Source organism: Pseudomonas fluorescens (assembly GCF_902497855.1).
GTDB classification, from domain to species: Bacteria; Pseudomonadota; Gammaproteobacteria; order Pseudomonadales; family Pseudomonadaceae; genus Aquipseudomonas; species Aquipseudomonas fluorescens_BI.
In genome coordinates this window covers 475,860-500,718 of the sequence record NZ_CABVHU010000001.1, presented here as the reverse complement: position 1 = coordinate 500,718, position 24,859 = coordinate 475,860, and the positions used below count along the sequence as shown (strand labels likewise).

The window sequence follows — 24,859 nt, the reverse complement described above, 5'->3', positions numbered from 1 at the left end:
CATATCGGCTCCAACTTCGGCGATTTCCTCTCTGAGCAAGCCTCCTTGAAGAGGTATCTGCTCCGCTCTCAAGCGTGTTATCGCTTGGCAGATTGCCGAGACCATGAAGGCGCAGCGCGTCACTAAGAAGGCTCTGGCTGGGCGGATGCACTCCAGCTGTACTGCTGAGGAACGCGCATTTGATCAAGATGATGCTTGCATGACACTGGATACACTGGCCAGCGCCGCTCGCGCTCTTGGCCAACGAGCAGAAGTTCTACTCGTGCCGGATCGACGGCAGCTCACGCCTGGCAGCCAAATACAAAAAGCCCCATCAGAGCCATACCCGAAAACAAGGAACGCTTCATGACCAAGCATTCGCATACACAGCGCAGGAAGGCTGCGCTCTGTACTAAGCGGGCACCTTAATATGGAAGGTCTTTCTGCCGAGGTCATGCCTATACTGCAGCAACTCATGCCTGGGTTCTTGGCAATGCTTGTCTTGTACTGGCTGGCTGAAATCCCAAAGCCACCCCATTTCGAGCGGGTTCTACAAGCGTTGATCATTACGGGAGCCATTCAGCTACTCGTACTGGGGATGGAAAAACTCGCATACTTTCTAGGTAACTATTACTCGCTTGGGGAGTGGTCAGAAGCTTCAGGACGCGCTATTGCCGTGATCCTCGGTGGCGGGACCGGTATAGCTTTAGCGTATATCTGCAATAACGACATAGCCTTTTCATTGGCTCGGAAACTTAGGTTGACCACGCGAGCTTCCCAGGGAGACGCGGTCCACATACACAAGAAGATGTCTGCTCATGCGGTCATAATCCATTTGGCCGATGGCCGGCGAATGATGGGATACATAGACGCCTTCCCTAACGACAGACAAACAGGTGTTTATTTAATAAGCAGCCCACACTGGATAGAAGGCGAGGCGGCGATACCGTCAACGCTGACTCACTCCTACATGATCCTAGGGACAGACGTTCAATGGGTCGAATTCTTGAACTGAGGTGATACCAATGAGCGACAGAGACAATAGATCCACTGAAGAGCTACTCCATAATGGGCTACTGAGAGACCTTCATGAAGGCTTCAACATTAATCCCCCGGGAACTCGTAACGCTATGCCTACGAGTGTCCCGAAAGCCCCCCCACAGCCGCCAGAAAAGCCGAAGAACGGGTGAGGAGTTGGGCATGACGCCTGTAGAGGAGGAAATACTTCGCAAGCTAAGGAATGGGGAGCTAACCTATTCACCAGAAAATCTGGTGCCTTCTAATATCATACGCCGGCCTTTGCCTTCAACAGTCCCCAAAGCACCGCCGTCAGCGCCTGAAAAACCAAAACAATAATGAGGTTCGTATGACTTCAAAAAACAAGAACGGTCCTATCCTCTTTCGAGATGGCTTGTCGCCGCAGGATACTTTACGCCGACCAATGCCCGCGCAACCTTCCAAAGCACCGCCGCCGCCCCCGAAAAAACCATCTTGATGAAAACGCATCGGCAGGCTAATACCTGACAACCCGGCGCAAAAAGCCCAGCGCGGGACTGGGCTTTCTCAGTGATATTTACAGTCAGAACTCAATGGTGATTTTTACGTTTGCGTCTGGAACCCCATAGGTTCAAGCCAAACGAGGAACTGCAGCTTGTGCTGTCAACGCACCTGGCGACGAATTAACCAGATTCAAACTTTCTCCAAGCTCGAACAACTGCACCACGTTTAAACTGACAGTTTTCCCATGAACGATATCAACACCACGGATAACCGTAGCAACTTCATTCCAAGACTGCTGCAGTGCCGCCATCTCGCAAAGTGAAATTTTCTCGTCCTTCGGGAAGGGTCCGTGTACGTTAACGTAAATCGTATCTAATTCCGTTTTATACCTGACTAAAAACGGCACCTCCCGCTCCGCACATCGTCAGCGATTAACAATCGGAGGTACGCGAATGCCCTGCAATGACTTTTCGAATTTTTCCAACTCAGCGGCCGTAGGTGGCCAATGGGAGTCCTGGCTCAATCGGTGTTTCTCGATAGCTGAACCAAAAAGGTGAGAACCAAAAAGGTGACTGATGTATTTACGTCAGTGCAAGGCTCTACACCTAGATTCAGAAAATAAATCCCTTTTTCCTTAATACCCGCTGCGCGAGTTGGCCCCGACCTGCTGCGCGAACTGGCGGCGGCACCGGCGTGATTTGCAAGGCGATTCAGTCCAATATCTGAAAGCCTGTCAGCCAACACGCGACACGTGATGCGGTGAAACTCTGAACTCGGCACGCTTTGAGCGAAGAGTATGAGCCTTGGCTGGATTTGCAGGGGCAATCTGCGAGGACAGCGGCTGGTCGGGATGTTGTCGCATCCAAGTCGGCTGCTTCTTTAACAAAGAGGAGCAAAATAAATGCCTGATGACCTCACGAAAACGGGTAAATCGGATCGAGATAAGATTAACGTCAACCAATCGCACGAACTGCGTGACTGCTCGAAGAAGTTTGGTGTGACTGAGGAACAACTCAAAAAAGCAATGAAAGAAGTGGGCGTTAAAGCCCTTTGCCTTTTCCTTGGCGTCTTGCGGCCCATAGCGGCCCTAAAATTGCCCTAATATACTTCCCCAGATTCGAATGCTACTACTCTGAACACTCCACGGAGGATTCGATGCCACACTCAGACCTGCTCCCTTCCCTGCTATTCAAAATCAACGAAAACCAGCTCTCCCGCTTGAGTATCAGCCCGTGTGAACAGGTCTGAGAGCACCATCGCGGCGCGGGTGTTGGTGTTGATTGCCTTGAGTTCACGATTGAAGGTGCTCCGAGCATCACGCATGTTGCGCTCGATGCTATCCACTGCCCGATCAAAACCCTGGGTACCGGCAGTGAACTGGTATGCGATGTTTCTATCCATTTCACCACCTTAATTTTGAACAAAAAAAAGTCCCATAAAAACGGGACCAAATTAAATGACTCACCAGATAGGGGCGAAACAAACAGCCTACCAAAAACCACCAAGCGCCCACTCAACACACCAACACAGTAATTTTACCGTCAAGACTTAGCAAACCCTCTAACTAGAAACTGGTTTGACGGAGCAAGACCTTAACAATACCGCACTACTTCCACCACCCGCCCTCCCCAACTTAATATAAGGAGCAAAAACCCCACTATCATCCAATACGTTAAATACGCCTTTACAATTAGATTTTACCGAGCTATGACCTATAGGTCTGATTTCAGATTCAAATTCAAAGGTATGCTGCCCTTGCGCTACCGACATATCTACCGCTGGAAAACCCTCATTCAAATTGAAACTAGACTGCAACTCCCCATCTACAAAAAAAACAATTGAACTATATTTAAAATTAATTTGAGGCAGATTAGTGTCGGTGTTATCCACAAACGGAGCTCCCGCCTGAACAACTATTTTTTTTTGGCGGAGTCATCCAAACAGCATTGGCCTTGCCCAGAAGATCCATTTTCTTCTCGGTGGACAACTCTGTATCATCCATAATAAGTACACAATATTGATACTGCAAAAATGATGTCGCCCTGGAATATCCAGCATCGCTATAATTTTGAAAAACATCCGTCTTTGTAATTTCTATTTTTCCGGAAAGGCTTGCCTCCGAGATAACTTTAGATAACGCACTAGCTTTACCCTCCAAGTCTATCCGCTCCATTTCATTAGCAACAATAGGTGTCTTACCGCACTTTGGATGGTCAGCATACGCATGATGAGAGAAGACCAAAAAAATTGCGGAGCTAATAGCGGCCATCTTAAGGATACGCATAATATAATCTCACCAAGAGTTAACGAGCGAAGCCTGCCTTGTAAGCGTAGACGATTTTCAACAAAACAACTCTCAGCCTAAGAAAATGCGTAATCCCACTGGATAGTGCCTACGATAAGGACTGGAACTAAAACATAAGATTTGACAGTCGCACTTCCGTTACAACTCATGATTCCCGAACGAATGCATCGAGCGCACTGCGTAAATGCTGGGGCAGATCGTCGCGAAGGTCTTCGGCCAATGCTGCAAGGTTTGTCGCCAGATCAGGTGCATTTTTAACCTGCGTTTCAGGTTTGTATCCCATGTAGCCAGCGACGAGCCCATGAACCGGCGGATGGTGATGCCAGTAGTGGGTCATGTGCCCCACCATCGTCATATCCCACTCGCGCCGAAGCGTAACGGGGCTTTGGCCGGTGCTGGCAATCAGGTGAGCGTAGAGTTGGCCCCAGTCGAAGGGGCCGGGACTTCCCCCAGTTCGGTCACCGGCTGCGCTTCCATCCCGGACGCACTCATCACGGCGTTCAGTACCTCGCGCATTTTGCGCAGGTCCAGTAAACCCGCCACCTCCTCACGCGACATATCCGGGTAATTGCGGCGTAGCGCCGCGTACGTGGCATCGATCACCGTCGCAATGCTGCCCCGGTCCATACCACCCGGCGACGATCGCATTGATCTGATCCAACAACTGCTCCAGGTCACCCAACGACAACGGCGAAATCACCAACGACTGACCCGGGAACGGGTAGCTGATGCCGGGGATGTTCACGGTGCTCATTCGTTGGCACTCCAGTAGCACACCTCACCGAACTCGTCGGCATAGCCGGTGAACTCAAAGTCTGGAATATTGCGCACTGACAGGCTCTTGCCGGTCTGCACGGTGTAGCGATAGTCAATGAACACCCGCGTGGCGACATCAGCCGCGGCGAAACCATATTCGCCGGTCGCCACATCAAAGGTGTACTGGCCAGCGGTCGGCGCACTCAACACCCGTACAAAGGGTACTGCGCCCGCGCCACGCCCCCCCCAGATCGCCCGAGAGCGAGCCCCCCGGCCGGTGGGGTGACGATGATCTCGGCGCCAACCGGGATAGCGGTCGGGACCGTGGCGTGGTGGACCAGCACCTGGCCGGTGGTCAGCGTCTGACCGAACACCAACTGGTTCCACTGCAGCAAGCTGATCTGCGCCAATTTGGCTTTGCCCGTGAGCTTGCCTTGGCCGCGTGCCGCATCGACCGCGAACTGCTCGCTACCAAACAATTCCTTGGAATCGAAGGACAGGTCGACCGATGCCTCCTGCATGATGCCCAGCAGGATCGGTGTCGGTGCAGAGATAGCGTTGCCGAAGGCGGGACCGAAGTCGAGATGTATGAAAATGTCGTCGAATCCATCAACCACTTGGCTGCCGTGGCGACTCCCGCGGCGCATGCAGCCTAGGAGGTAGCGATGGAGCGCACCCTTGCCCAAACCGCCAAACACCTCGGCACTATCCGGCCCAAACTGATCAGTTTGATGCGGAACAAGGGCCTGATTAACAAAAGCAATTTGCCGGCTTATCCGACCCGCGACCGAGAGTACCTGCGCGTCAAAGACAGCAACTGGTATCACGCCGAATTGGGTATGCAGTCCAGCCAGTCGACCCGAGTGAAACAACCAGGTATCCAGTGGCTGGCCAAACAACTCGGCCTCGAACTTCCAGCAATCTCGGTTGACAACCGTGAAGTGGCCTAGAGATTTCGCCCGCCAGATCGTCGCAATGCGCACTCGCGAGGAACGCAACGCTGCGCTCCTCGAAGTGCCTGAGCACTTGCGGGAGCTTACCAAACGCCATTGCCTCAACGCCTGGAACCATCCAGCACGACAACAACGCACGGAGAGCCTGAAAGTCGATGAGTAGTGACAATCAATCCACATTGCGGCTACTGCCAGCACCGGATTCGGCCACCGTAGAGCTGTTCTACCGCACCTTCGGCGACGTGCTTATCTCTCTGGAAAAGCTGCGCGTGCAGTACTTCCGCAACCTTAACGAAAAGACACTGCTGACGGAGATGCCGCCCCTTGTGGAATGCGGCCTGCAGCGGAACCAAAAAATGCTCATATTAGAACGAAAACAAGCTACAGGCCACGAATTACGGGCGTTTGTATCTCGGACTTGAAAACCGTCGACTGTAACAGGTCCATGAGTTCGAATCCCATCGCCTCCGCCATTTTTATACGACAAAGCCCTGATTTTTCAAGGCTTTGTCGTTTCTGGGGTTTGGCGCGCTCTGACGCCAATTCCCTGATCGTTTCCGCCCTGAAAATCATTTACCAAAGCGCCACGACATAGCTGACGATCACACGATTCTCATCCAGATCATTACCGAAGTTCGAACGCACTGACGCGTTGCGCCATTTAAAACCGAGCCCTTTCAACGTACCGTCCTGCACCACGTAAGCGATATCGGTGTTGCGCTCCCATTCCTTGCCTTCACCCGGCGCAGTGCGTTGCACATTGTCGCCAGAAATGTAGCGGGTCATGAAGGTCAACCCCGGCACACCGAGGGCGGCAAAGTTGTAGTCGTAGCGCGTTTGCCAGGAATGTTCGTCGATGTTGGCGAAGTCACCGATCTGCACGAAGTTGACCAGGTACGGATCGCTGCGCCCGATATACGGAAACGGATCGTCGCCGCTCATGCGCTGATAGCCCACGCCCAGCGCATGGCCGCCCAGGCTATAGGTGAACAACGCACCGAAGGCCTGGTTGTCGATATCTCGAAAGTTGCCGTCTTCGGTACTGCGCGCATAGCGCACGTCGCTTTTGAGCGACTGGCCGGCGCCCAGGTCCAGCGAGTGCACAAACCCGAGGTAATTTTGCTGGTAGATGTTTTCAAGCTGGCCGTAGCGGTACTGCGCAGTCAGGTTCGGCAGTAACTGATAGTCAGCCCCGGCAAACTGAAACCTGTCGCTTTGCCCGCCAATGCGGTTGGCGGTCATGTCCTGATAGTCGGTGGAGTCGACAAAATTGATCTGCGTGAGTTGACCGGCCGTGAGTTTCAACCGATCGATTTCCTGCACATTCACCAAGCCACCCTTGAACGTACCCGGCAACAGGCGGGTATCGTTGGAATTCACCACGGGGTCCTTGATCTGCAGCGTCCCGAACTTCAGGGTGCTGTTGGACACGCGCATTTTCGCTGTCAGGCCTAACTCGCCATAGCTGTCCTGTGAGCCGCCGGACGCATCCGGCGGCAACAGATTGGTGCCCGCCGTACCGCCACCGGAGTCCAGTTTGAAACCGGCCATGCCCAACACATCCAGGCCAAAACCCAAGGTGCCCGCGGTGTAACCCGACTCCATCCGCAACAGAAAACCCTGCGCCCATTCCTCGGCCTTGTCGCGCGAACCGTCCTGGCGAAAGTCACGGTTGAAGTAGAAATTGCGCGCTTCCAGGCTGCCTTTACTGTCCGCCACGAAATCGGCCTGAGCGACCGGCGCGCAGAGCAGACTCAAGCCGAGCAATGTGCCAGCCGGGGCGTACCCCTTGAATGGGTGGGTGCGACCCGCTTTTGAAGGCACGTGGACAGTCATGATTTTTCCCATGGAAGAGGTTCCTGCAGCAGCAAGCGAAGATGACGGACACGCCTCATTGTTTTTTTGTGAAGGCGTTGTCGTGGGGGGCGGACGCAGCGACCTGCGTCGTGGGGCGGATTCTTCGTGTCGGGGCAGAACGGCGTCAAACGGGAAAAAGACGAGGTTATTCATAAGAAAATTTGATGCCCGCGATGGCGGACTCTGGAGTAACAATTGCATCCCGCCCCTTCATTACAAGAACCACAAGCGCCAAGGGAACCGCCATGAACCTCAAATTCCTCGAAACCTTCGTCTGGGTCGCCCGCCTGCAAAGCTTCAGCCTGACCGCCGAGAAAATGTTCAGCACTCAGGCCGCGATCTCCAGCCGGATCGCCGCGCTGGAAGATGAGTTGGGCCTGCGCCTGTTCGTGCGTGATTCACGCGGGGTGTCGCTGACGCCCGAAGGGCTCAAGGTGCTCGACTATGCCGAGCAGATGCTCGAGGTTCAGCGTGCGCTGAAACACTCGCTGGACAACACCAGCCCGCAGAAGGGCCTGGTGCGCATCGGCGTGATGGATACGGTGATTCACACCTGGCTCAGCCCGTTGATGTCGACCCTGATGCAGACCTTCCCGGCCGTGGAAATCGAGATCACCGCCGACGCCGCGCGCAATCTCTGCGAGCAATTGAAAAAGGGCTATCTGGACATCGTTTTCCAGACTGACCTGATCCGCCACGAAAGCGTTCGCAACCTCGAGCTGGCGCACTACCCCATGCACTGGATCGCCGCCAGCAACTCGATCTATGCCCGGCCTTATGCCTCGCTCACCGAGATGGCCGGTGAGCGCATCATTACCTTCGTCAAACACTCACGACCGCATCAGGATGTGCTCAACCTGTTGCACGCCCATGGCATCGGCGCACCACGCGTCAGTTGCGTCAACTCGGTGTCGGCCATGACCCGGCTGATTCGTGACGGTTTTGGTATCGGCGCCTTGCCGGCGGCACTGGTGGCCAAACCCCTGGCCAGCGGCGAACTGATCCAGCTGGAACCCGGCAGCCGCTTGCCGCAACTGGAGGTCGTGGCCTCGTGGCGCGCCGGGGTCGGCCTGGAACTGATCGAGAACATCGTCGAGATGAGCCGTCAGGTGGTCTGCCAATACGCCGCGGATGTCGGGCCGTTACTCATGGTGCCGGCACCGGGCCTCGACAACCGACCACCCCTCGAATAACTTTTAGTTGTCTGGGGGCATCAACATTCCTTGTTGGACGGCATCGCCGTGGTTTTTTAAAAAGGATCAACGAACCTGCCGAGATGCCATGATGAATCAGCCCGCCCCGTCCTTCGAACAACTGCAGCGCAGCACCCCTCTCGCCCTGCGTCAAAGCATCGCCGCCGGGCACTATCAGGGTCACACCAGCGGCCTGGGCCAAGGCCGGGTGCAAGCCAATATCGTGATACTGCCCAGTGACTGGGCCAACGAGTTCCTCAGGTATTGCACCCTCAACCGTCAAGCCTGCCCGTTGCTCGACGTTACCGAACCGGGCGATCCGTACTTTCGCAACCTCGGGACAGCCATTGATATTCGCCATGATGTGCCTCGATACAGGGTTTATCGCCATGGCGAACTGAGCGAAGAACCGCTGGATATCGAGCACCTCTGGCAGGATGACCTGGTGGCCTTCGCCATCGGCTGCTCGTTCTCCTTCGAACAACCGCTGCTGGATGCCGGCATCCCCCTCAAGCACATCGATCTGGGGCGCAATGTTGCCATGTACCAGACCAACATCGACACGCGCCCCACCGCTCGCCTCGGTGGCAAGCTGGTGGTGAGCATGCGACCGATGAAAGCCGCAGCCGCCATCCAGGCCATTCAAATCACCGCACGTATGCCCAACGTCCACGGCGCTCCCGTGCACATCGGTGATCCGGCGCTGATCGGCATCCACGCGCTCGACGCTCCGGACTATGGCGACGCCGTCCCCGTTGAAGCGGACGAAATACCGGTGTTCTGGGCGTGCGGCGTGACACCTCAATCGGTGGTGCAGGCCTCACGCCCGCCACTGTGCATCACCCACGCCCCCGGCTGCATGCTGGTGACGGATTTGTCCAACAGCGCGGTGTAGCGAATGGCTGACATCAGACGTTAATTCCAACCGCCACCCAACACCTTGTACAAACTTGCTCGGCTTTCTGGCTTCTGCCGGATTTGAGATGACCGGGTGCAACCACCCATCAGCTCGATCCCGCGCCCGGGGCGGGCAACTAGACTTCACAGGGGGGATGAAATCAACGTACCTCAACTCAGGAGATCTGTGATGAACAGAACATCTTGGCTGGCGTTGGTAGTGGCGGCAGGGGCAATTTCAAGTTGCGCGAGCAGAACCGAGATTGTCGATGTCCCCCTCAATGCTACCCCGCAAAACGCAGAGCATATCGCTCGAGCCACCCTCAGCCCGGTGGGCAACCAAACCAGCATCTGGCTCACCGTCGGTGGTGTCCCCCACGACATGGCCGTATCCAGCCGCCTCGACACCGCCATCTACGCTGGCTCCTGCCAGCAGCTCAGCGCACAACCTGCGTACAGGACCCGTCAGGCCAACAGCGTCGACTATCCATCGCTCGCCCCGCGAACCAAGCATTGGGCCCAAGCACCGGTGGCGCTGAGCGAACTGACCAAGGGGGACTATGTCTTGCTCGTTCGCACGAGCCCGGCAGACGGCAGCCGCCCTCTTTTCTGCGGCAACATCAACGCTGGCTAGGGGCGAATCGAGCAAGCAGTTCGGTACCGTGACCTGCGCAACTTCAGCCAGGGCACGGTGACGCCTCAACTCAATCAGTACTGCAGTCCACGCGCGTAGAAATGCGGATTGTCCAGCCCGGGCTTGCCATAACGCAACGCATCGCCGGCCAGGGTGCAGACCTGTCCGCCGGCGGCGACCAGCACCGCATGCCCCGCGGCGATATCCCACTCCATGGTGCGTCCCAGGCGCGGATAAAGGTCCGCCTCGCCGGCAGCCACCAGGCAAATCTTCAGCGATGAGCCGGCACTTTTCAGGGAGCGCACCTTGCGCCCGTCGAGGAATGCATCCAGCGCCTCGGCATCACCATGGGAGCGGCTGGCAACCACGTCCATTCCCTCCTCCGTCACCGCCCGACAGTGGATGGCCTGGCGCTGTCCGGCCTGTTCGATAAAGGCTCCGCAATCCCGGGCACCGGCGAACAGACGCTCCAGTGCGGGCGCCAGAACCACCCCCAGCACCGGTTCGCCGTTATCGATCAGGGCGATATTGACGGTGAACTCGCCGTTGCGATTGATGAACTCCTTGGTGCCATCCAGCGGGTCCACCAGCCAGAAACGCCGGCCCACCTCGGGCACCTGGCCAGCGGCGGCGGCCTCTTCGGAAATTACCGGAATCTGCGGTGTGCGCGCCGCCAGGGCCTGCAGAATCAGGGTCTCGGCGCGCTCGTCAGCCTCGGTCACCGGGGAGGTATCGACCTTCCCCCGCACCTCGAAATCCGAGCGGTACACCTCCAACACCAATTCGCCCGCTGCGCGGGCAATACCGATGACATCTTCGAGCAGAACAGCCATTGACTCGTTCATGGGGTTTCTCCTGTTTTTGTTCTTCGTATGGTCCATACGGCCTATGCGCCGTTTTCCGGATCGGGGAACAGTACAGACATCCGCAACACCGCCAATCAGCAAATGGATGTTTAACAGGAGTTCCTGTGCCCCACGGCAATCAGCTATCCGTTCCTCAGATCAACAGGCTCCGCCTGCGCGCCGTGCAGTTGCGCATCGCCGGTAGCACGCTCAAAACCATCAGCCAGGACACAGGACTCTCTTCCCCGACCATCATCGCTGCCTACAAGGCCTGGCAAGCCGGCGGCTGGAATGCCGTGCCCGTGCGCGACCGCGGACGCAAGCAAGGCGAAGGCCGCAGCCTCTCGGCTCAGCAGGAACAGAACATCTACCAACTGCTGGTCAGCACACTGCCCGAACAGCACCAGCTACCGTTCCTGCTCTGGCAGCTGGAGGCCATGCAGGCACTGGTCCGGCGCCTGCATGGGATCGACTTGCCGGAACGCACCGCCGCCCATTATTTGCAACGCTGGCAGCTCAATGCCGAGCGCCCGGCCAAACGTGTCGCCAAGGCTTCGCTGGCCGTGCAGCGCTGGTACCGCAGCACCTACGGGCACATCCTTGACCAGGCTCGCGCGCAGAACGGCGAGATCCTCTGGATCGACGACTACGGTGCACCCAACGACCAGGGCAAACTCAGTTATGGCGTACTGCGCGCTATCAGCAATCGCGGCAAGGTCCTCTGGCTGCCTTACGAAGACGGGCTGCGCGCGCCCCATCTGGTCGAGTTCTTCGACCGCCTGCATCGCTGTGCCGAACGCAAGGTGTTCGCCCTACTCTCGGGCATGCACTGGCAACGTGCGGCCACCTTCATCACCTGGGCCGGCGAGCGCGCCGACCGGCTGCTTCTGTTTCACCTGCCGCAAGCCAGCGAAATGCTCAGCGGTGCCCGCGAGCTGGCGACCCACATCAGCCAGCAAGCTGCGCGCACCAGCCATGACGATGCGCTCGACAAGGTGACAGGTGTCGCGTCCACCCTGCCCCACAACCCCATGCTGCAGATGTTGCGCCTGATGTTAAAACATCAAGTCGCGCATAAGTCCGAACCGCGGCAGTTGTACGTTGATAAGCGACAACAACAAAAAGCGAAAGGAAAATCTATGACGCTTACCCACCTGCAACGACTGGAAGCCGAAAGCATCCAGGCCATGCGCGAGGTTGTCGCCGAATCCGACAACCCGGTCATGCTCTACTCCATCGGCAAGGACAGCGCGGTCATGCTGCACCTGGCCATGAAGGCCTTCTACCCGGCCAAGCCGCCCTTCCCTTTGCTGCATGTCGACACCACCTGGAAGTTCCAGGAGATGTATCGCTTCCGCGATCAGATGGTGGCCAAACTGAACGTGGACCTGCTGACCCACACCAACCCCGAAGGCATTGAAATGGGCATCAGCCCGTTCAAGCACGGCTCGCAAATCCACACCGACATCATGAAGACCGAAGGTCTGAAGCAGGCGCTGGATCACTACGGCTTCGACGCAGCCTTCGGCGGCGCACGCCGCGACGAGGAGAAATCACGGGCCAAGGAACGGATTTTCTCCTTCCGCTCCGACCAGCACCGCTGGGACCCGAAGAACCAGCGCCCGGAGCTCTGGCACCTGTACAACACGCGCAAACACAAGGGTGAGTCGATCCGCGTGTTCCCCCTCTCCAACTGGACCGAGCTGGACATCTGGCAGTACATCCACCTGGAAAACATCCCGATCGTTCCGTTGTATTTCGCCGCGCCCCGCCCGGTGGTCGAGCGCGACGGGATGCTGATCATGGTCGATGACGAACGCATGCCGCTCAACCCGGGTGAAGTGCCGATGATTCGCAACGTGCGCTTCCGCACCCTCGGTTGCTACCCGCTCACCGGTGCCGTCGAGTCCGATGCCGATACGCTGCCCAAGATCATTCAGGAAATGCTGCTGACCCGCACATCCGAGCGTCAGGGGCGAATGATCGACCACGACTCGGCCGCATCGATGGAGAAGAAAAAACAAGAGGGGTATTTCTAATGTCACACGTATCTGACCTGATTGCCGAGGATATCGAGCAATACCTCAAGGCCCACGAGCACAAGAGCCTGCTGCGCTTCCTGACCTGCGGCAGTGTGGACGATGGCAAGAGCACCTTGATCGGGCGCCTGCTCTACGATTCGAAAATGCTCTTCGAAGACCAGATGGAAGCGCTGGAGGCCGACTCGAAAAAAGTCGGCACCCAGGGTGGCGAACTGGACTTCGCCCTGTTGGTGGATGGCCTGGCCGCCGAGCGCGAACAAGGCATCACCATCGACGTGGCCTACCGTTTTTTCTCCACCGACCGGCGCAAGTTCATCGTTGCCGACACCCCGGGGCATGAGCAGTACACCCGCAACATGGTGACCGGTGCCTCCACGGCCGACGTGGCCGTGGTGATGATCGATGCCCGACGCGGCGTCCTGACTCAATCCAGGCGTCACAGCTATCTGGCCTCGCTGCTCGGCATTCGCAAGGTGGTGCTGGCGGTCAACAAGATGGACCTGATGGACTACTCGGAGAAAGTGTATAACGCCATCGTCGATGACTACCGCGCCTTCGCCAAGCAGATCGGCCTACAGGATTTCACCGCCATCCCGATGTCCGCGCTACGGGGTGAGAACATCACCGAGCAAAGCGAACACATGCCTTGGTACCGCGGTACCACGCTGATGGGTTACCTGGAAACCGTCGAGATCGACGAGGCGCACCAACAGAAACTGTCGTTCCGTATGCCGGTGCAGTGGGTCAACCGCCCCAACCTGGATTTTCGTGGTTTCACCGGCACCATCGCCAGCGGTGTGATTCGTCCTGGTGACCGTGTACGCGTGTTGCCGGGCGGACAAGAGAGCCGTATCTCGCGCATCGTCACCCTCGACGGTGACTTGCAACAAGCCGTGGCCGGACAGTCCATCACCCTGACCCTGACCGAAGAAGTCGATTGCAGTCGCGGCGATGTGCTGTCCACCGCAGAAGACCCGACCAGCGTGGCCGACCAGTTCCAGGTCAGCCTGATCTGGATGCACGAGCAGGCCATGCTCGCCGGTCGCCCCTACCTGATGAAAGTCGGCGGCAAAACCCTGCCGGTAACCTTGTCGATGCCCAAGTACAAGGTCAACGTCAACACCATGGAACACTTGGCGGCCAAAGAGCTGGCGTTGAACGAGATCGGCGTGTGCAACCTCTTTACCAGCCAGCCGATCGCCTTCGATCCTTACAAGGACAACCGTGAAACCGGCAGCTTCATCCTCATCGACCGTCTGACGAACGCCACCGTGGGCGCGGGCCTGATCGAGTTTTCCCTGCGCCGTTCGCAGAACATTCATATGCAGCACGTGGATGTGAACAAGAAAGCGCGCGCCGAACAGATGGGCCAGCAGCCCGTGCTGCTGTGGTTCACCGGTTTGTCGGGCGCCGGCAAGTCGGCGATCGCCAACCTGCTGGAAATCCGACTGTACGCCCGCGGCCGGCACACCTACTTGCTCGACGGCGACAACGTGCGCCACGGCCTGAACCGCGACCTGGGCTTCACTGATGCCGACCGGGTAGAAAACATCCGCAGGGTGGCCGAGGTGTCCAAGCTGTTCGTGGATGCCGGGATGATTGTATTGACGGCCTTCATCTCGCCGTTCCGTTCCGAGCGCGAGATGGCGCGCGAACTGCTGCAGGAAGGCGAGTTCATCGAGATCTTCGTCGACACGCCGCTGGCCGTGGCCGAGGCGCGTGATCCCAAGGGCCTGTACAAGAAAGTCCGCCGTGGCGAGTTGAAGAACTTCACAGGCATCGACTCACCTTACGAGGTGCCGAACAAGCCGGACATCCATATCGAGACCAGCAAGCTGACACCGGAGGGCGCCGTGGATCGCATCATCGCGGTGCTGACCGAGCGCGGCATCATCAGTCAGGCGTTCTAGCCCCATCGCCCGGGCACGAGCGCCTCTGCGGGGGCGCTCACGGTCCGGGTTCGCCCAATCAAGAGAGTCTAACAATGACAATCAGCTCTATTGACGAACAACACCTGTTGAGTGGCCAGACCTGGGCCACGTTTTGCGATCACCTCAAGCGCTGCGGCGAGCAGATTCTGCGTCCCGAAGCGCCGGCCGATGCGGCCACCCGCGCCGAAGGCTTCCGCTACCTCACGCGCCTGCTGCGCATCGGCCTGGAGATGCACATCGAGTTTGCCGATCCGGCCTTTCCCAGCTTCTTCAAGACCTCCCACGAGACCGCGAAGATCGGTGCCGACAACCCGGACAACCTCTACGAGTACTCGCGCCTGGACGGCACGCTGGATTACCGCATCAAAGGCCAGCGCGGCAGTGTCGCCTACCTGAGTTTCGGCACCCAGAAAGGCGGTTACGAAACCGACGGCACCCTGATCCAGACCGGCTTCATCGATGCCAGCCAGCTACAGGTCGATGCCCAGGGCAACTTCGAAATCATCCTCAGTCGCGAGCCGAAACCGGGCAACTGGCTGAAAATGGAAGACGCCACCAACGCCCTGATCGTGCGCCAGACGTTTCTCGACCGTCGGATTGAAGAGCCGGCCAAGCTGAGCATTGAGCGCATGGGTACCGATTCCAAGCCACAGGCCCTCGATCCGGCGACCTTCCAGCAAGGCCTGGCGCGGGTCTCCAGTTTCGTGGAGAACACCGCCAGGCTGTTCGCCGACTGGAGCCAAAGCTACCTGCCTCACAGCAATCAACTGCCACCGGCCAACCAGGCCCTGTGCCAGTCAGTGGGCGGCGACCCGAACATTTTCTACTACCACTCACACTGGGCGCTGGCTGAAGACGAAGCCTTGGTCATCCACATCGACAAAGTACCGGACTGCGACTTCTGGAACTTGCAGATCAACAACTACTGGATGGAGTCGCTGGACTACCGCTACCACCAGATCTGCTTCAACAAACACCAGGCCCAATACGACGACAACGGCGGCGTGACCCTGGTCCTCAGCGAGCTGGATCCCGGGCTGAGTAACTGGTTGCAAACCGCCGGCGTACGCCAAGGCACGATGTGCCTGCGCTGGGTCGGTGCCCAGGAGCAATGCCACCCCACCACCCAAGTAGTAAAAGTGTCTGCCATCGCGGAGGCCCTATGAACGCGCATACCCTGATTGAAGAGTTGACCGTCGAACGCCTGTTGGCCAGCGCCATCGCGCGCACCGACGGCCTGAGCAATTTTGGCGATGACAACTATCGCGAGTCTCTGGAGGCCCTGCTGGTTGCCTTGGCCGCCGAAGCCGGGTTGTCGCAGACCGGCCAGTACTTGCTGCAGGAAAGACTGGTGGGACAACTGGTCAATCGCCTGGTGATCGAGGACTACCTTGTCCGCTATCCGCAAATCACCCAGATACAGATCGACGATCCGCTGGTCATCGTAGGCCTGCCACGCACCGGCACCACCATGCTGCAACGCACGCTGGCGGTTGACCCGCGCTTCTACTCGGCTGCCTGGTGGGAGACCCGCTTCCCGGCACCGCTGGCAGACGAAACCCTGGCCGTGCCGGCCAAACGCATCGCCCAGGCCAAGGCCGAGGTCGAGCTGATGGCCCAGGTCATCCCGCAGATCCTCGCCATCCACCCGCTCGATGCCATGCTCTGCGACGAAGAGTTCATGCTCATGGAACACTCGTTCATGTGCGCCATGGACGCCTACGTCAACGTGCCCAGCTATACCCGCTGGCTGGATCAGCAAGATCAGCGGCCGGTCTATACCCAGCTGAAAAAAATGCTGCAGTTCCTGCAATGGCAGAAAGGCCAACGGGGTGAACCTGCAGGCCAGCGCTGGCTGCTCAAGGCCCCCCAACACCTGCACACCCTGCATCTACTGCTGGATGTTTTCCCGAAGGCGCAGGTGATTTTGACCCACCGCGAGCCGGCCCAGACCATCCCGTCAATGGCCAGCATGGCCCACACGCTGTGGCAGATGTACAGCGACAACCCGGATCCGAAAGCCGCCGGCGAACAGTGGAACCACCGCATGGCGCGTGGCATCCGTCACACCATGCAGGTCCGCGACCAGCACGCTGCCGAGCGCTTTCTCGACATCCACTTCGCCGACACCGTGACCCAGCCGATGGACGTGCTGGAAAGGGTCTACGCCTTCGCCGATCTGCCGTTTACCGATAAGGCCCGCGCCGACGCACAGGGTTGGCTGTCGCAAAACAGCCGGGAGAAACGTGCCAGCCACGACTACAGCCTGGAGCGCTTCGGTTTGAACGAGGCGCAGATGACTGAGGACTACAAGGAATATCGCGCCTGTCATTTGAGCGTCAACCACTAAACCCAGGCTGGAGGATTCATGGAAAAACTCATGTTGACCCTGTGGAAACCGCCACAGCAAAGCGTCGAGCAATGGCGCCAGGCGTTGCTCGACCTGGGCGACAATCTGGTTGGCGCCGGCGCGCGCACCACCCGCGTCATGGTGGTCGATGAGGGCGTGGCCGCCGCGTCTGCACAGCGCATTATCAATAGCGCCGTCCCCCTGGACGGATTGCTCTCGGTGTGGCTGGACAGTGCCTCGCAATGGCCTTCGATCAAGGCGCTCGTGACACCGTTGACCAGCCGCCTGGAGGCTTATCTGGTGCTGGAGTCCGAACCCTACCCCGAGGAGCGCAAGGCGCGCGCAGCCCACTACCGGGTACCGGTTGGCGAGCGCACACCCGGGATGAATCAGGTGGCGCTGCTGCACAAGCCCGATCGGATGAGCTACGAGTATTGGTACGACACCTGGCGCAACGGCCACGGGCCGAATGCCTACCCTCTGCAGTCGATCTTCGGCTACCGGCAGAACACCGTGGTACGGGCACTCACCTTCGGTGCGCCGGTGCTGCACGGGATCGTCGAAGAAAACTTCCCGCCAGAGGCCATCGGCAATCCGCAAGGATTCTTCGCGGCCCTGGGCGACCCGGACAAATGCGCGCAGCGCCAGCAGGCCATGTACGAATCGACCAGCAAGTTCATCGACTTCCAGAAGCTCGACTGCATCCTCACCAGCGAGTACCAGCTCAGTGCCTGAGTAGCCCACAAGGAGGCTTCCCATGTTGGACCTAGAAGCAATCGAGCTGATCAAGCAGCTCAAGGCGCGCTACTTTCGTGCCATCGACACCTGCAACATCGAGATGCTGCAGGGCATGCTCACCGAAGACGTCGCCCTGTCGTTCAAGAGCCCTGCCTACGAATTTCACGTCAATGGCCTGGGCGATGCGCTGGACTTCTACCGCACCTCGTTCACCAAGACCCGCCTGGCCACCCACAACGGTCACACCCCGGAAATCGAAGTCGATGGAAACCAGGCCACGGCCCTCTGGTACCTGAGCTACGTGTTCATCAACCTCGAGGACAACACCCACATGCACGGCAGCGCGATCTACCAGGATCGCTACATCAAGCGCGGCGAGCGCTGGATGATCGCCGAGACGGGCTACGAAACCCTGCTCGAGACTATCCAACCCTTGAGCGAACAGCTGCAGATCACCTCCAGACCCATCAATTGAATGCACAACAGGAGACAGTCATGGCCAGAGCCGAAAACATAGTGACCTCCCACACGGTGGAAATTAACGCCCCCGCCCGGGTGGTCTGGGAAGTGCTCATTAATCTGGACAATTACCACCAGTGGAACACCTTCTGTCCGCGCATTCAGTGCGACCTGCAGATCGGCGACGAGGTGCATATGCAGGTACTTACCCCCGACACCGGCGAAACCGTTCCGGTCTTCGAATACCTCGTGGCCTGCGACCCCGAGCAACTGTTGTCCTGGGAGCAGCGCCCCGTCCCGGACAACATGGACGCCGCCCGCCGCGATCAATACATCAAGGCCATCGACGCCAACCGCTGCAGCTATTTCACCACTGATATTTTCCTGGGCCTGAACCAGGACACGATCATGCGTGAACACGGTGCATGGGTAAAAATCGGTTTCGACCAGATGGCCCTGGATTTGAAACGACGTGCCGAAGAACTGCACGCCAGCCGCAGCTGAACGACCCGTTCCCTACCAAAACAATAAGAAGGTAATTTCCATGTTGCTGAAAGATAAAGTCGTCATCATTTCCGGTATCGGCCCGGGCCTGGGCATCAAGCTGGCCGTGCGTGCCGCGGAGTATCAGGCGAAGGCCGTGGTGTTGGCCACCCGCACCCCCGCCAAACTGGACCAGGCTGAACAGGCCATCCGCGCCGCCGGCTACAGCACTCCTGTCCTGAAAGTCCCCACCGACATCGCCCAGGCCGAACAGTGCCAGACGCTCGCCGACCTGACGATCGAACACTTCGGCCAGATCGACGTATTGATCAACTCTGCCTACGCCCATGGCGCCTGGGGCAGTTCTTCCGAGTCGTCAATGGACGACTGGCGCAAGGCGATGGACGTCAACCTGTTTGGCACCATGCACATGACCCTGGCCGTGCTGCCGCAGATGAAGAAACAGAAGTCGGGCAGCATCGTCATGATCAACACCATGGCCACCCGCACCCCCAACCAACTGGAATCCGGCTATGCCGTCTCCAAGGGCGCATTGAAAACCGCCGTGCAGTACCTGGCCCAGGATCTCGGCCCGTTCGGCATCCGCGTCAACTCCGCCTTCATGGGCTGGATGTGGGGCGCTCCGGTGATCGGTTACTTCGAGAGCGAAGCCCAGCGCCTGGGCGTCCCGATGGAGTCGCTGGTCGACCAGGTCGCCCAGCAGATTGCGTTGCGCAAAATCCCCGAAGACAACGATTGCGCCATGGCCGCCCTGTACCTGGCCAGCGATTACGCCAAGGTCATTACCGGCGCGCAACTCGATGTCAACGGCGGTCACTTTCTGCCCTGCTAAACCCTCAAGGCGACAGGGATGTCGCCCCCTTCTTCGCCTGTAGGAGCGAGGCTTGCCCGCGAACAAGGCACTGCGGTGGATCTGAAACACCGCGTTATCGTTCTTCGCCTGTAGGAGCGAGGCTTGCCCGCGAACAAGGCGCCGCGGTGTATCTGAGACACCGCGTCATCGTTCTTCGCCTGTAGGAGCGAGGCTTGCCCGCGAACCAGACACTGCGGTGGATCTGAGACACCGCGTCATCGTTCTTCGCCTGTAGGAGCGAGGCTTGCCCGCGAACAAGGCGCCGCGGTGTATCTGAGACACCGCGTTATCGTTCTTCGCCGGCAAGCCTGGCTCCTACAGCGAACCAGACACTGCGGTGGATCTGAGACACCGCGTTATCGTTCTTCGCCTGTAGGAGCGAGGCTTGCCCGCGAACCAGGCACTGCGGTGGATCTGAGACACCGCGTTATCGTTCTTCGCCGGCAAGCCTGGCTCCTACAGCGAACCAGGCACTGCGGTGGATCTGAGACACCGCGTTATCGTTCTTCGCCGGCAAGCCTGGCTCCTACAGCGAACCAGACACTGCGGTGGATCTGAGACACCGCGTTATCGTTCTTCGCCGGCAAGCCTGGCTCCTACAGCGAACAAGGCACTGCGGTGGATCTGAGACACCGCGTTATCGTTCTTCGCCTGTAGGAGCGAGGCTTGCCCGCGAACAAGGCACTGCGGTGGATCTGAGACACCGCGTTATCGTTCTTCGCCGGCAAGCCTGGCTCCTACACACGAAAAAATGCACACCACAAGGTCTTGTCAACCTTGTGGTGTGCATTGTTCGACGCACGCTGACCCTAGCGGAAATTCAGCCAGTTCGGAACACTCTGGCTGATGGCGACACAGCCTGCATATTGCTTGCAGGCTTTAAAACTGGGCGATTGCGCTGGCGGGGAGACCAGTACGGTCCCCACCAGGAGGAACAGAAGCAACAAGCAAACGTGATAGGCAAGAAGACTTTTTGTTTTCATTGTCAGTGCTCTCGTGACCGTTAAGTCGGACCTATGTCATTGCAACAACTCAGGGAGCGTTACCCTTCAACGCTCATCGACCGTGATGAATTCACGGCGTTCAGCCATGCTTGCGGGCACTTTGTCTTCATCGGTAAAGAACTGTTGGTACCACTCGCGCAGTTGGTAGACCGGGCCGTCGTTTTCCGCCAGCACCGGGTTGTCGATGCGGATTTTATGCTTCCAGATATCCACGTCCTGATAGAACGAGGTGCGATTACCCTGGACGTACGCTTTGGCCACTTCAATGTTTTGCTCTTCGCTCCAGCCGGGTACGCGCTTGACCATGCAGCCGAAACGCAGGTCGAAGCTGTTGGCCGTCACAGGCACATGGCTGTTGAGCAAAATGGCGTGTATCCGCACATCGCCGAACATCGAGCTGATGTGAGTGAAGTGGGTCGCCGGGCCGTAGTAGGCCGACGGTGCGATCAGATCGCCACCCAGGCGCTCGGAATCACCGTGGAAGATCTGGTGGCCGATGTGCCCTTCGAAGACATTGGCGAAGTATTTGGTCGGCGTGCCGTGCACGGGGCCGAAATGCATCGCGTCCACCAGGTTATCAACCAACTCCCGTGGGTTGGTTTCGATCAGCATGGAGTCGATGTTCCAGTCGTGAATCCAGTCCGGGTCGTCCATCTCGGCCAGGTGCGGGATGATCACGCCCTCTTTCGGCGGACGTCCTTCAGGGTTGTTCCAGACGAACAGCAGGTTGTTCTCCTCACAGGTCAACCAGCTGCGGGTCTTGGCCTTCGGTGGAATGCGCTTGCAGTAGGGAATCTCGACGCATTTACCGCTGGTGTCATATTTCCAGTGGTGGAACGGGCATACCACCGTGTCGTTTTCGATGGTGCCCTGGGACAGGTCGGCCCCCATGTGCGGGCAAAAGGCGTCGAGGATGCTGACAGCACCCTTGCTGTCGGCAAACGCCACCAGGCGGGTGCCAAAGATATTCAAAGTGTGCAACTGGCCATCGCGGTAATCCTCCGCCACGCCCAGACAGTGCCAGCCACGGGCGTATCGGTGAGTACGCTGGGCGTTTTCGATGCTGATTTCAGCGAGTTTCGTCATTGTTATTGTTCCTCGATTGGAAACTTTGGGGAGCAATACCCCCAAAAAAAACAGGGTGAACCCATAGCGGATATCATTGAGCGCCCCGGCAAGGGATTCATCCCTCACTTGGACTAGATCAAATGAGATCCGCTCTCAAAGGGTTCACCTGTCAGCCTTTGCCATCGCGAAGCTGCGTCGGTTATTGACCAAACCGACGGGCGGCTTCCGGGCCGAAATCCCGCGGGCTGAAGCCCGGCTTGTTCAACTGATAACCATCGCGCTGTTCGTTGATCAGGTTGAACGCCAGGTAACTGCCGGCGTTCAGGTCGTAGTACAGCCCCACGCCCGCCTGTGGCCGCTGGCTTTCATAGGCGTAGAAAAAGTTCAGCATCGAGGTCCGCCACAGCTCGCCACGGTTGTCGTAGTTATCGGCGAGCATCGGGAACCAGGTGTCTTCGTCGATGTACAACTTGCGTTTGCCGTACAGGTGGCGGTAACCCGGCTTGAGGGTGCCTTCCAGTTCCCACACCCGATGGCGCTCGAAGCGCATGGCATCCGGGTTGATATGGCCTGGGGTCAGCAGGTTGGCGTACTTGAGGTTGGCCGCATGCAGGCGATAGGTGTTGTAGGGAATGAACATCTCGCGCTTGCCGACGATCTTCCAGTCATAACGCTGGCCCGAGCCGTTGAACAGGCGCACCTCGTCCACGGTGATCGAACCGCCGCTGCCGGGGAACGACATGTCGAAGCCATAACCCGGCGACTGCCGCACACGACGAGTGCCCGGATCGTAACGCCAGGCCTGGCGAGGCTCGGTCTTGTCGTTCCAGAACTCGGTGCCGGTATTGATCTCGCCCTTGTCCCGTTGTGGCAGCAGGGTTTCGTTGAGGTAGAAGGCCGAGTTACCAGCGGTCTCGCCTTTTTTGCCTGGCTCCAGCGACGGCGCCAGGTTGCGCGAATGCACGCGGCCCCAGTTGATGTTGCCGTCCTTGAGTACGTAGGCGTTGTCAGAGGTGTATTCCTCGGTCCAGGCGCGCAGGGTAAAGGCAGAGGCGTTCTTCAGCAGTTCCAGACCGCTGCGTGGTACCGGAAAGGCTGTGCCGCCGGTTTTGCCCACCACCCCTTCACCGTCATCCACCAGGCGCGCGATGCTGGCGTTTTCGCGAGTGGCTTGGCACACCGCGTCGTCGAAACGGAAATCGCGGTGCGTGGGGTAGATCGGCATCTTGTACGTAGCCGGGTAGAGCTTGAACAAGGCTTTCTGTCCGTCGGACAGGTAGTCGCTGTATTGCGCCAGGTTGGCCGCAGTAATCACGAACAGCGGTTTTTCTTGCGGGTAAGGATCAACCGGATGGTTGCCAGTCCCTTTGAAGTCCACGTGCGGCGGCACGCCCAGCCACTTGCCGCTGAACGCCGGGATGCTGCCATCGGCATTGGCGCTCTTGTCGGCACCGACGCAAGTCAAATCCTTGCCCAGGCGCTCCACATCTTCCGGTGCGGCGTTCGCCGTACCGATTGCACTGCAACCCAATAACAACCCCAGCACCCAGGTGGGAGTGGCGTTGGCAGCCCGCGAGACAAGACAACTGGAGGCCAGGTTACTGCCGGTCATTTTTATTCTCCTTGGTTACCGATAGCGGTCACCCAGTATCGGCAGCCCAAGGAACCGGCAGCATCGTCCGCACGGACTAACGCGTTTTGCCTCGGTGCCTGTGAACGACAGACTACAGCGCATCCTTCGCTGCTCCCGGCAACTGCGGCCCGGCCAATGCCACGACACTGTTGAGCATGATCCGCACAAGCTCGGTCTGGCGCCGCACACCCGTCTTGGAAAAGATCGAACGCAGGTGCGCACGGGCGGTATTGCGGCGGATGTTCAGCGCCTCCGAGGCTTCCTCCAGCGACAGGCCGTTAGCCAGTTCCAGCGCCAGCAAGGTTTCCGCGGGTGTCAGGTTGTACAGCTGCGAAGTCACCACATTGCTCACCAGCGACTTGCTGACAGCGTCGCGGACATAGACCACCACGGTCGGTTTGCCCTTGCCCTCGACCAGCTCCTGCGTCGGAATCAACTCCACCACCACCCCCAGGCTGACTTTTCCGGAGGGGCGGGAAATCGATGTGGCCTCGGCTATCTGTAATCCGGCGTGGCCCTGCTTCACCCGTTGAAAGGCGTTGCGCACCAGCCGCGACAGTTCACGATTGTCACTCGGGTAAGTCGCCTCCAACCGCCCGCCGACGACTTTAAGGCCGTCCTGGCTGGCGATAATCTCCCGGGCCACCGGGTTCAGTTGCACCACGGTGCCGTTTTCATCGAGCACGATAGTCGCCACCGCCATACGGCTGATCGTTTGCGAGTACAAACTGCCCAGCGACTCACTGCGATCCAGTAGCGAATGCATGTGCAGGGCGCGGCGCAAATGCGGCAAGAGCATGGCGCACATGGCCCGCTCGACCTGGGAAAAACGTGCCTGATCCCGCGGCCGGTTGATCCGCAAGCGCACCGTGCTTCCGTCCGGCATGCGGATGTCCGCGCCGAGCATCTGGTGGCAGTCATGGGGCTGGCAAAACAACAGGTAAAAAGAAGAACTGATCCATTCATCATCAGTCATCAACTCATCGATGGTGAACACCGTGTCGGTGGGCAGACCGTCGAACAGCGTGGACTTGGCGTAGTAGGCATAATGGTTGATGCCGCCCTCCCCCAGTTCGATGTCCCCGGCGACCATCATCGGCGACAGCAGCGGCTCATCCTGCACACGCAGAATCAAGGTCACGAAATTGGCCTTGAACAGCTTCCGGAGCTGGCGCAACGACTCACCCATGCAGCGAATATCCATGGCCGAGTCGTACATGTCGCCGATGAGGCCTTCGTACTCGGCCAACTCCAGCCCCATTTGCGCGAGAACCTGCGCATTCGGCACGCGACTTTGCATAACCACTCCCCAGCAGCGGGCCCGGACTGCATGGCCCGCATCAATTGATCGTAATGGG

At 58.4% G+C, this 24,859-nt stretch carries 28 protein-coding genes and 1 pseudogene; 16 read left to right on the top strand and 13 right to left on the bottom strand.

Annotated features, from left to right (window positions below; all coding sequences use genetic code 11):
- Positions 1-3: 3 nt before the first annotated feature.
- A pseudogene (locus tag F8N96_RS35250) lies at positions 4-274 on the top strand (Fis family transcriptional regulator); the annotation flags it as partial.
- Positions 275-409: 135 nt separating this feature from the next.
- Entirely contained in the window at positions 410-994 is a 585-nt protein-coding gene (locus F8N96_RS02400; RefSeq protein WP_150796404.1) for a DUF6338 family protein, read from the top strand.
- Positions 995-1,606: 612 nt separating this feature from the next.
- On the opposite strand, the gene F8N96_RS02395 is transcribed toward F8N96_RS02400, so the two are convergent.
- Complete coding sequence (locus F8N96_RS02395; RefSeq protein WP_150796403.1) at positions 1,607-1,885, bottom strand: hypothetical protein; 279 nt, start codon at positions 1,883-1,885, stop codon at positions 1,607-1,609.
- Positions 1,886-2,380: 495 nt separating this feature from the next.
- On the opposite strand from F8N96_RS02395, the gene F8N96_RS02390 reads away from it, so the two are divergent.
- Positions 2,381-2,581, top strand: a complete 201-nt coding sequence (locus tag F8N96_RS02390) for a DUF3606 domain-containing protein (RefSeq protein WP_150796402.1) — start codon at positions 2,381-2,383, stop codon at positions 2,579-2,581.
- Between the two features lie 83 nt (positions 2,582-2,664).
- On the opposite strand, the gene F8N96_RS34995 is transcribed toward F8N96_RS02390, so the two are convergent.
- The 7 genes from F8N96_RS34995 to F8N96_RS34990 all read right to left on the bottom strand — a co-directional run bounded on the left by F8N96_RS34995 (position 2,665) and on the right by F8N96_RS34990 (position 5,157).
- Complete coding sequence (locus F8N96_RS34995) at positions 2,665-2,880, bottom strand: hypothetical protein (protein ID WP_191630706.1); 216 nt, start codon at positions 2,878-2,880, stop codon at positions 2,665-2,667.
- Between the two features lie 159 nt (positions 2,881-3,039).
- Positions 3,040-3,369: a hypothetical protein gene (locus F8N96_RS02385; RefSeq protein ID WP_150796401.1), complete on the bottom strand. Its 330-nt coding sequence runs from the start codon at positions 3,367-3,369 to the stop codon at positions 3,040-3,042.
- A complete protein-coding gene (locus tag F8N96_RS02380) occupies positions 3,362-3,763 on the bottom strand; it encodes a hypothetical protein (protein WP_150796400.1) in 402 nt (133 codons plus the stop codon). The genes F8N96_RS02385 and F8N96_RS02380 overlap by 8 nt, the downstream gene beginning before the upstream one ends.
- A gap of 166 nt (positions 3,764-3,929) precedes the next feature.
- Complete coding sequence (locus F8N96_RS02375; protein ID WP_150796399.1) at positions 3,930-4,121, bottom strand: hypothetical protein; 192 nt, start codon at positions 4,119-4,121, stop codon at positions 3,930-3,932.
- 210 nt (positions 4,122-4,331) lie between these two features.
- Entirely contained in the window at positions 4,332-4,538 is a 207-nt protein-coding gene (locus F8N96_RS02370) for a hypothetical protein (RefSeq protein ID WP_191630701.1), read from the bottom strand.
- Positions 4,535-4,747 (bottom strand): hypothetical protein, encoded by a 213-nt coding sequence (locus F8N96_RS02365; protein WP_150796398.1) that lies wholly within the window; start codon positions 4,745-4,747, stop codon positions 4,535-4,537. The genes F8N96_RS02370 and F8N96_RS02365 overlap by 4 nt, the downstream gene beginning before the upstream one ends.
- A complete protein-coding gene (locus F8N96_RS34990; RefSeq protein ID WP_191630702.1) occupies positions 4,744-5,157 on the bottom strand; it encodes a hypothetical protein in 414 nt (137 codons plus the stop codon). The genes F8N96_RS02365 and F8N96_RS34990 overlap by 4 nt, the downstream gene beginning before the upstream one ends.
- Before the next feature lie 48 nt (positions 5,158-5,205).
- On the opposite strand from F8N96_RS34990, the gene F8N96_RS02355 reads away from it, so the two are divergent.
- Positions 5,206-5,490, top strand: coding sequence for a phage antirepressor KilAC domain-containing protein (locus F8N96_RS02355; protein WP_150796396.1), 285 nt, complete (start codon positions 5,206-5,208; stop codon positions 5,488-5,490).
- Positions 5,491-5,648: 158 nt separating this feature from the next.
- Positions 5,649-5,915 carry a pyocin activator PrtN family protein gene (locus F8N96_RS02350; RefSeq protein WP_150796395.1) on the top strand — a complete coding sequence of 89 codons (267 nt, stop codon included), beginning with the start codon at positions 5,649-5,651 and terminating at the stop codon, positions 5,913-5,915.
- 151 nt (positions 5,916-6,066) lie between these two features.
- On the opposite strand, the gene F8N96_RS02345 is transcribed toward F8N96_RS02350, so the two are convergent.
- On the bottom strand, positions 6,067-7,329 hold the full coding sequence (locus F8N96_RS02345; protein WP_150796857.1) for an OprD family porin: 1,263 nt from the start codon (positions 7,327-7,329) through the stop codon (positions 6,067-6,069).
- A 266-nt stretch (positions 7,330-7,595) separates the two neighbouring features.
- Between F8N96_RS02345 and F8N96_RS02340 the strand changes: the two genes are divergently transcribed.
- From F8N96_RS02340 to F8N96_RS02330, 3 genes are all read left to right on the top strand, one after another.
- A complete protein-coding gene (locus F8N96_RS02340) occupies positions 7,596-8,543 on the top strand; it encodes a LysR family transcriptional regulator (RefSeq protein ID WP_150796394.1) in 948 nt (315 codons plus the stop codon).
- 91 nt (positions 8,544-8,634) lie between these two features.
- Positions 8,635-9,438: a putative hydro-lyase gene (locus tag F8N96_RS02335; protein WP_150796393.1), complete on the top strand. Its 804-nt coding sequence runs from the start codon at positions 8,635-8,637 to the stop codon at positions 9,436-9,438.
- Between the two features lie 192 nt (positions 9,439-9,630).
- A complete protein-coding gene (locus F8N96_RS02330; RefSeq protein ID WP_150796392.1) occupies positions 9,631-10,074 on the top strand; it encodes a hypothetical protein in 444 nt (147 codons plus the stop codon).
- Between the two features lie 74 nt (positions 10,075-10,148).
- Here F8N96_RS02330 and cysQ read toward each other — a convergent pair whose 3' ends face one another.
- The gene (cysQ, locus tag F8N96_RS02325; protein ID WP_150796391.1) at positions 10,149-10,919 is read right to left on the bottom strand and encodes a 3'(2'),5'-bisphosphate nucleotidase CysQ; all 771 of its coding nucleotides are present in this window, start codon (positions 10,917-10,919) and stop codon (positions 10,149-10,151) included.
- Positions 10,920-11,356: 437 nt separating this feature from the next.
- On the opposite strand from cysQ, the gene cysD reads away from it, so the two are divergent.
- The 8 genes from cysD (at position 11,357) to F8N96_RS02285 (ending at position 19,775) form a co-directional block, all read left to right on the top strand.
- The gene (cysD, locus tag F8N96_RS35745; protein WP_318187365.1) at positions 11,357-12,958 is read left to right on the top strand and encodes a sulfate adenylyltransferase subunit CysD; all 1,602 of its coding nucleotides are present in this window, start codon (positions 11,357-11,359) and stop codon (positions 12,956-12,958) included.
- Positions 12,958-14,871 (top strand): sulfate adenylyltransferase subunit CysN, encoded by a 1,914-nt coding sequence (gene cysN / locus F8N96_RS02315; RefSeq protein ID WP_150796389.1) that lies wholly within the window; start codon positions 12,958-12,960, stop codon positions 14,869-14,871. Before cysD ends, cysN begins: the two co-directional genes overlap by 1 nt.
- Positions 14,872-14,945: 74 nt before the next feature.
- A complete protein-coding gene (locus F8N96_RS02310) occupies positions 14,946-16,058 on the top strand; it encodes a DUF1214 domain-containing protein (RefSeq protein WP_150796388.1) in 1,113 nt (370 codons plus the stop codon).
- On the top strand, positions 16,055-17,242 hold the full coding sequence (locus tag F8N96_RS02305) for a sulfotransferase family protein (RefSeq protein ID WP_150796387.1): 1,188 nt from the start codon (positions 16,055-16,057) through the stop codon (positions 17,240-17,242). Before F8N96_RS02310 ends, F8N96_RS02305 begins: the two co-directional genes overlap by 4 nt.
- Before the next feature lie 18 nt (positions 17,243-17,260).
- Positions 17,261-17,977: an EthD domain-containing protein gene (locus F8N96_RS02300; RefSeq protein WP_150796386.1), complete on the top strand. Its 717-nt coding sequence runs from the start codon at positions 17,261-17,263 to the stop codon at positions 17,975-17,977.
- Between the two features lie 22 nt (positions 17,978-17,999).
- On the top strand, positions 18,000-18,455 hold the full coding sequence (locus tag F8N96_RS02295) for a nuclear transport factor 2 family protein (RefSeq protein ID WP_150796385.1): 456 nt from the start codon (positions 18,000-18,002) through the stop codon (positions 18,453-18,455).
- 20 nt (positions 18,456-18,475) lie between these two features.
- Positions 18,476-18,943 carry an SRPBCC domain-containing protein gene (locus F8N96_RS02290; RefSeq protein ID WP_150796384.1) on the top strand — a complete coding sequence of 156 codons (468 nt, stop codon included), beginning with the start codon at positions 18,476-18,478 and terminating at the stop codon, positions 18,941-18,943.
- Positions 18,944-18,983: 40 nt separating this feature from the next.
- Positions 18,984-19,775 carry an SDR family oxidoreductase gene (locus tag F8N96_RS02285; RefSeq protein ID WP_150796383.1) on the top strand — a complete coding sequence of 264 codons (792 nt, stop codon included), beginning with the start codon at positions 18,984-18,986 and terminating at the stop codon, positions 19,773-19,775.
- 1,070 nt (positions 19,776-20,845) lie between these two features.
- On the opposite strand, the gene F8N96_RS02275 is transcribed toward F8N96_RS02285, so the two are convergent.
- From F8N96_RS02275 to F8N96_RS02265, 3 genes are all read right to left on the bottom strand, one after another.
- Entirely contained in the window at positions 20,846-21,886 is a 1,041-nt protein-coding gene (locus F8N96_RS02275) for a Rieske 2Fe-2S domain-containing protein (protein WP_150796382.1), read from the bottom strand.
- Positions 21,887-22,067: 181 nt separating this feature from the next.
- Positions 22,068-23,480 carry a DUF1329 domain-containing protein gene (locus F8N96_RS02270; RefSeq protein ID WP_150796381.1) on the bottom strand — a complete coding sequence of 471 codons (1,413 nt, stop codon included), beginning with the start codon at positions 23,478-23,480 and terminating at the stop codon, positions 22,068-22,070.
- A 112-nt stretch (positions 23,481-23,592) separates the two neighbouring features.
- The gene (locus F8N96_RS02265; RefSeq protein WP_150796380.1) at positions 23,593-24,801 is read right to left on the bottom strand and encodes a LuxR C-terminal-related transcriptional regulator; all 1,209 of its coding nucleotides are present in this window, start codon (positions 24,799-24,801) and stop codon (positions 23,593-23,595) included.
- Positions 24,802-24,859: the final 58 nt, after the last annotated feature.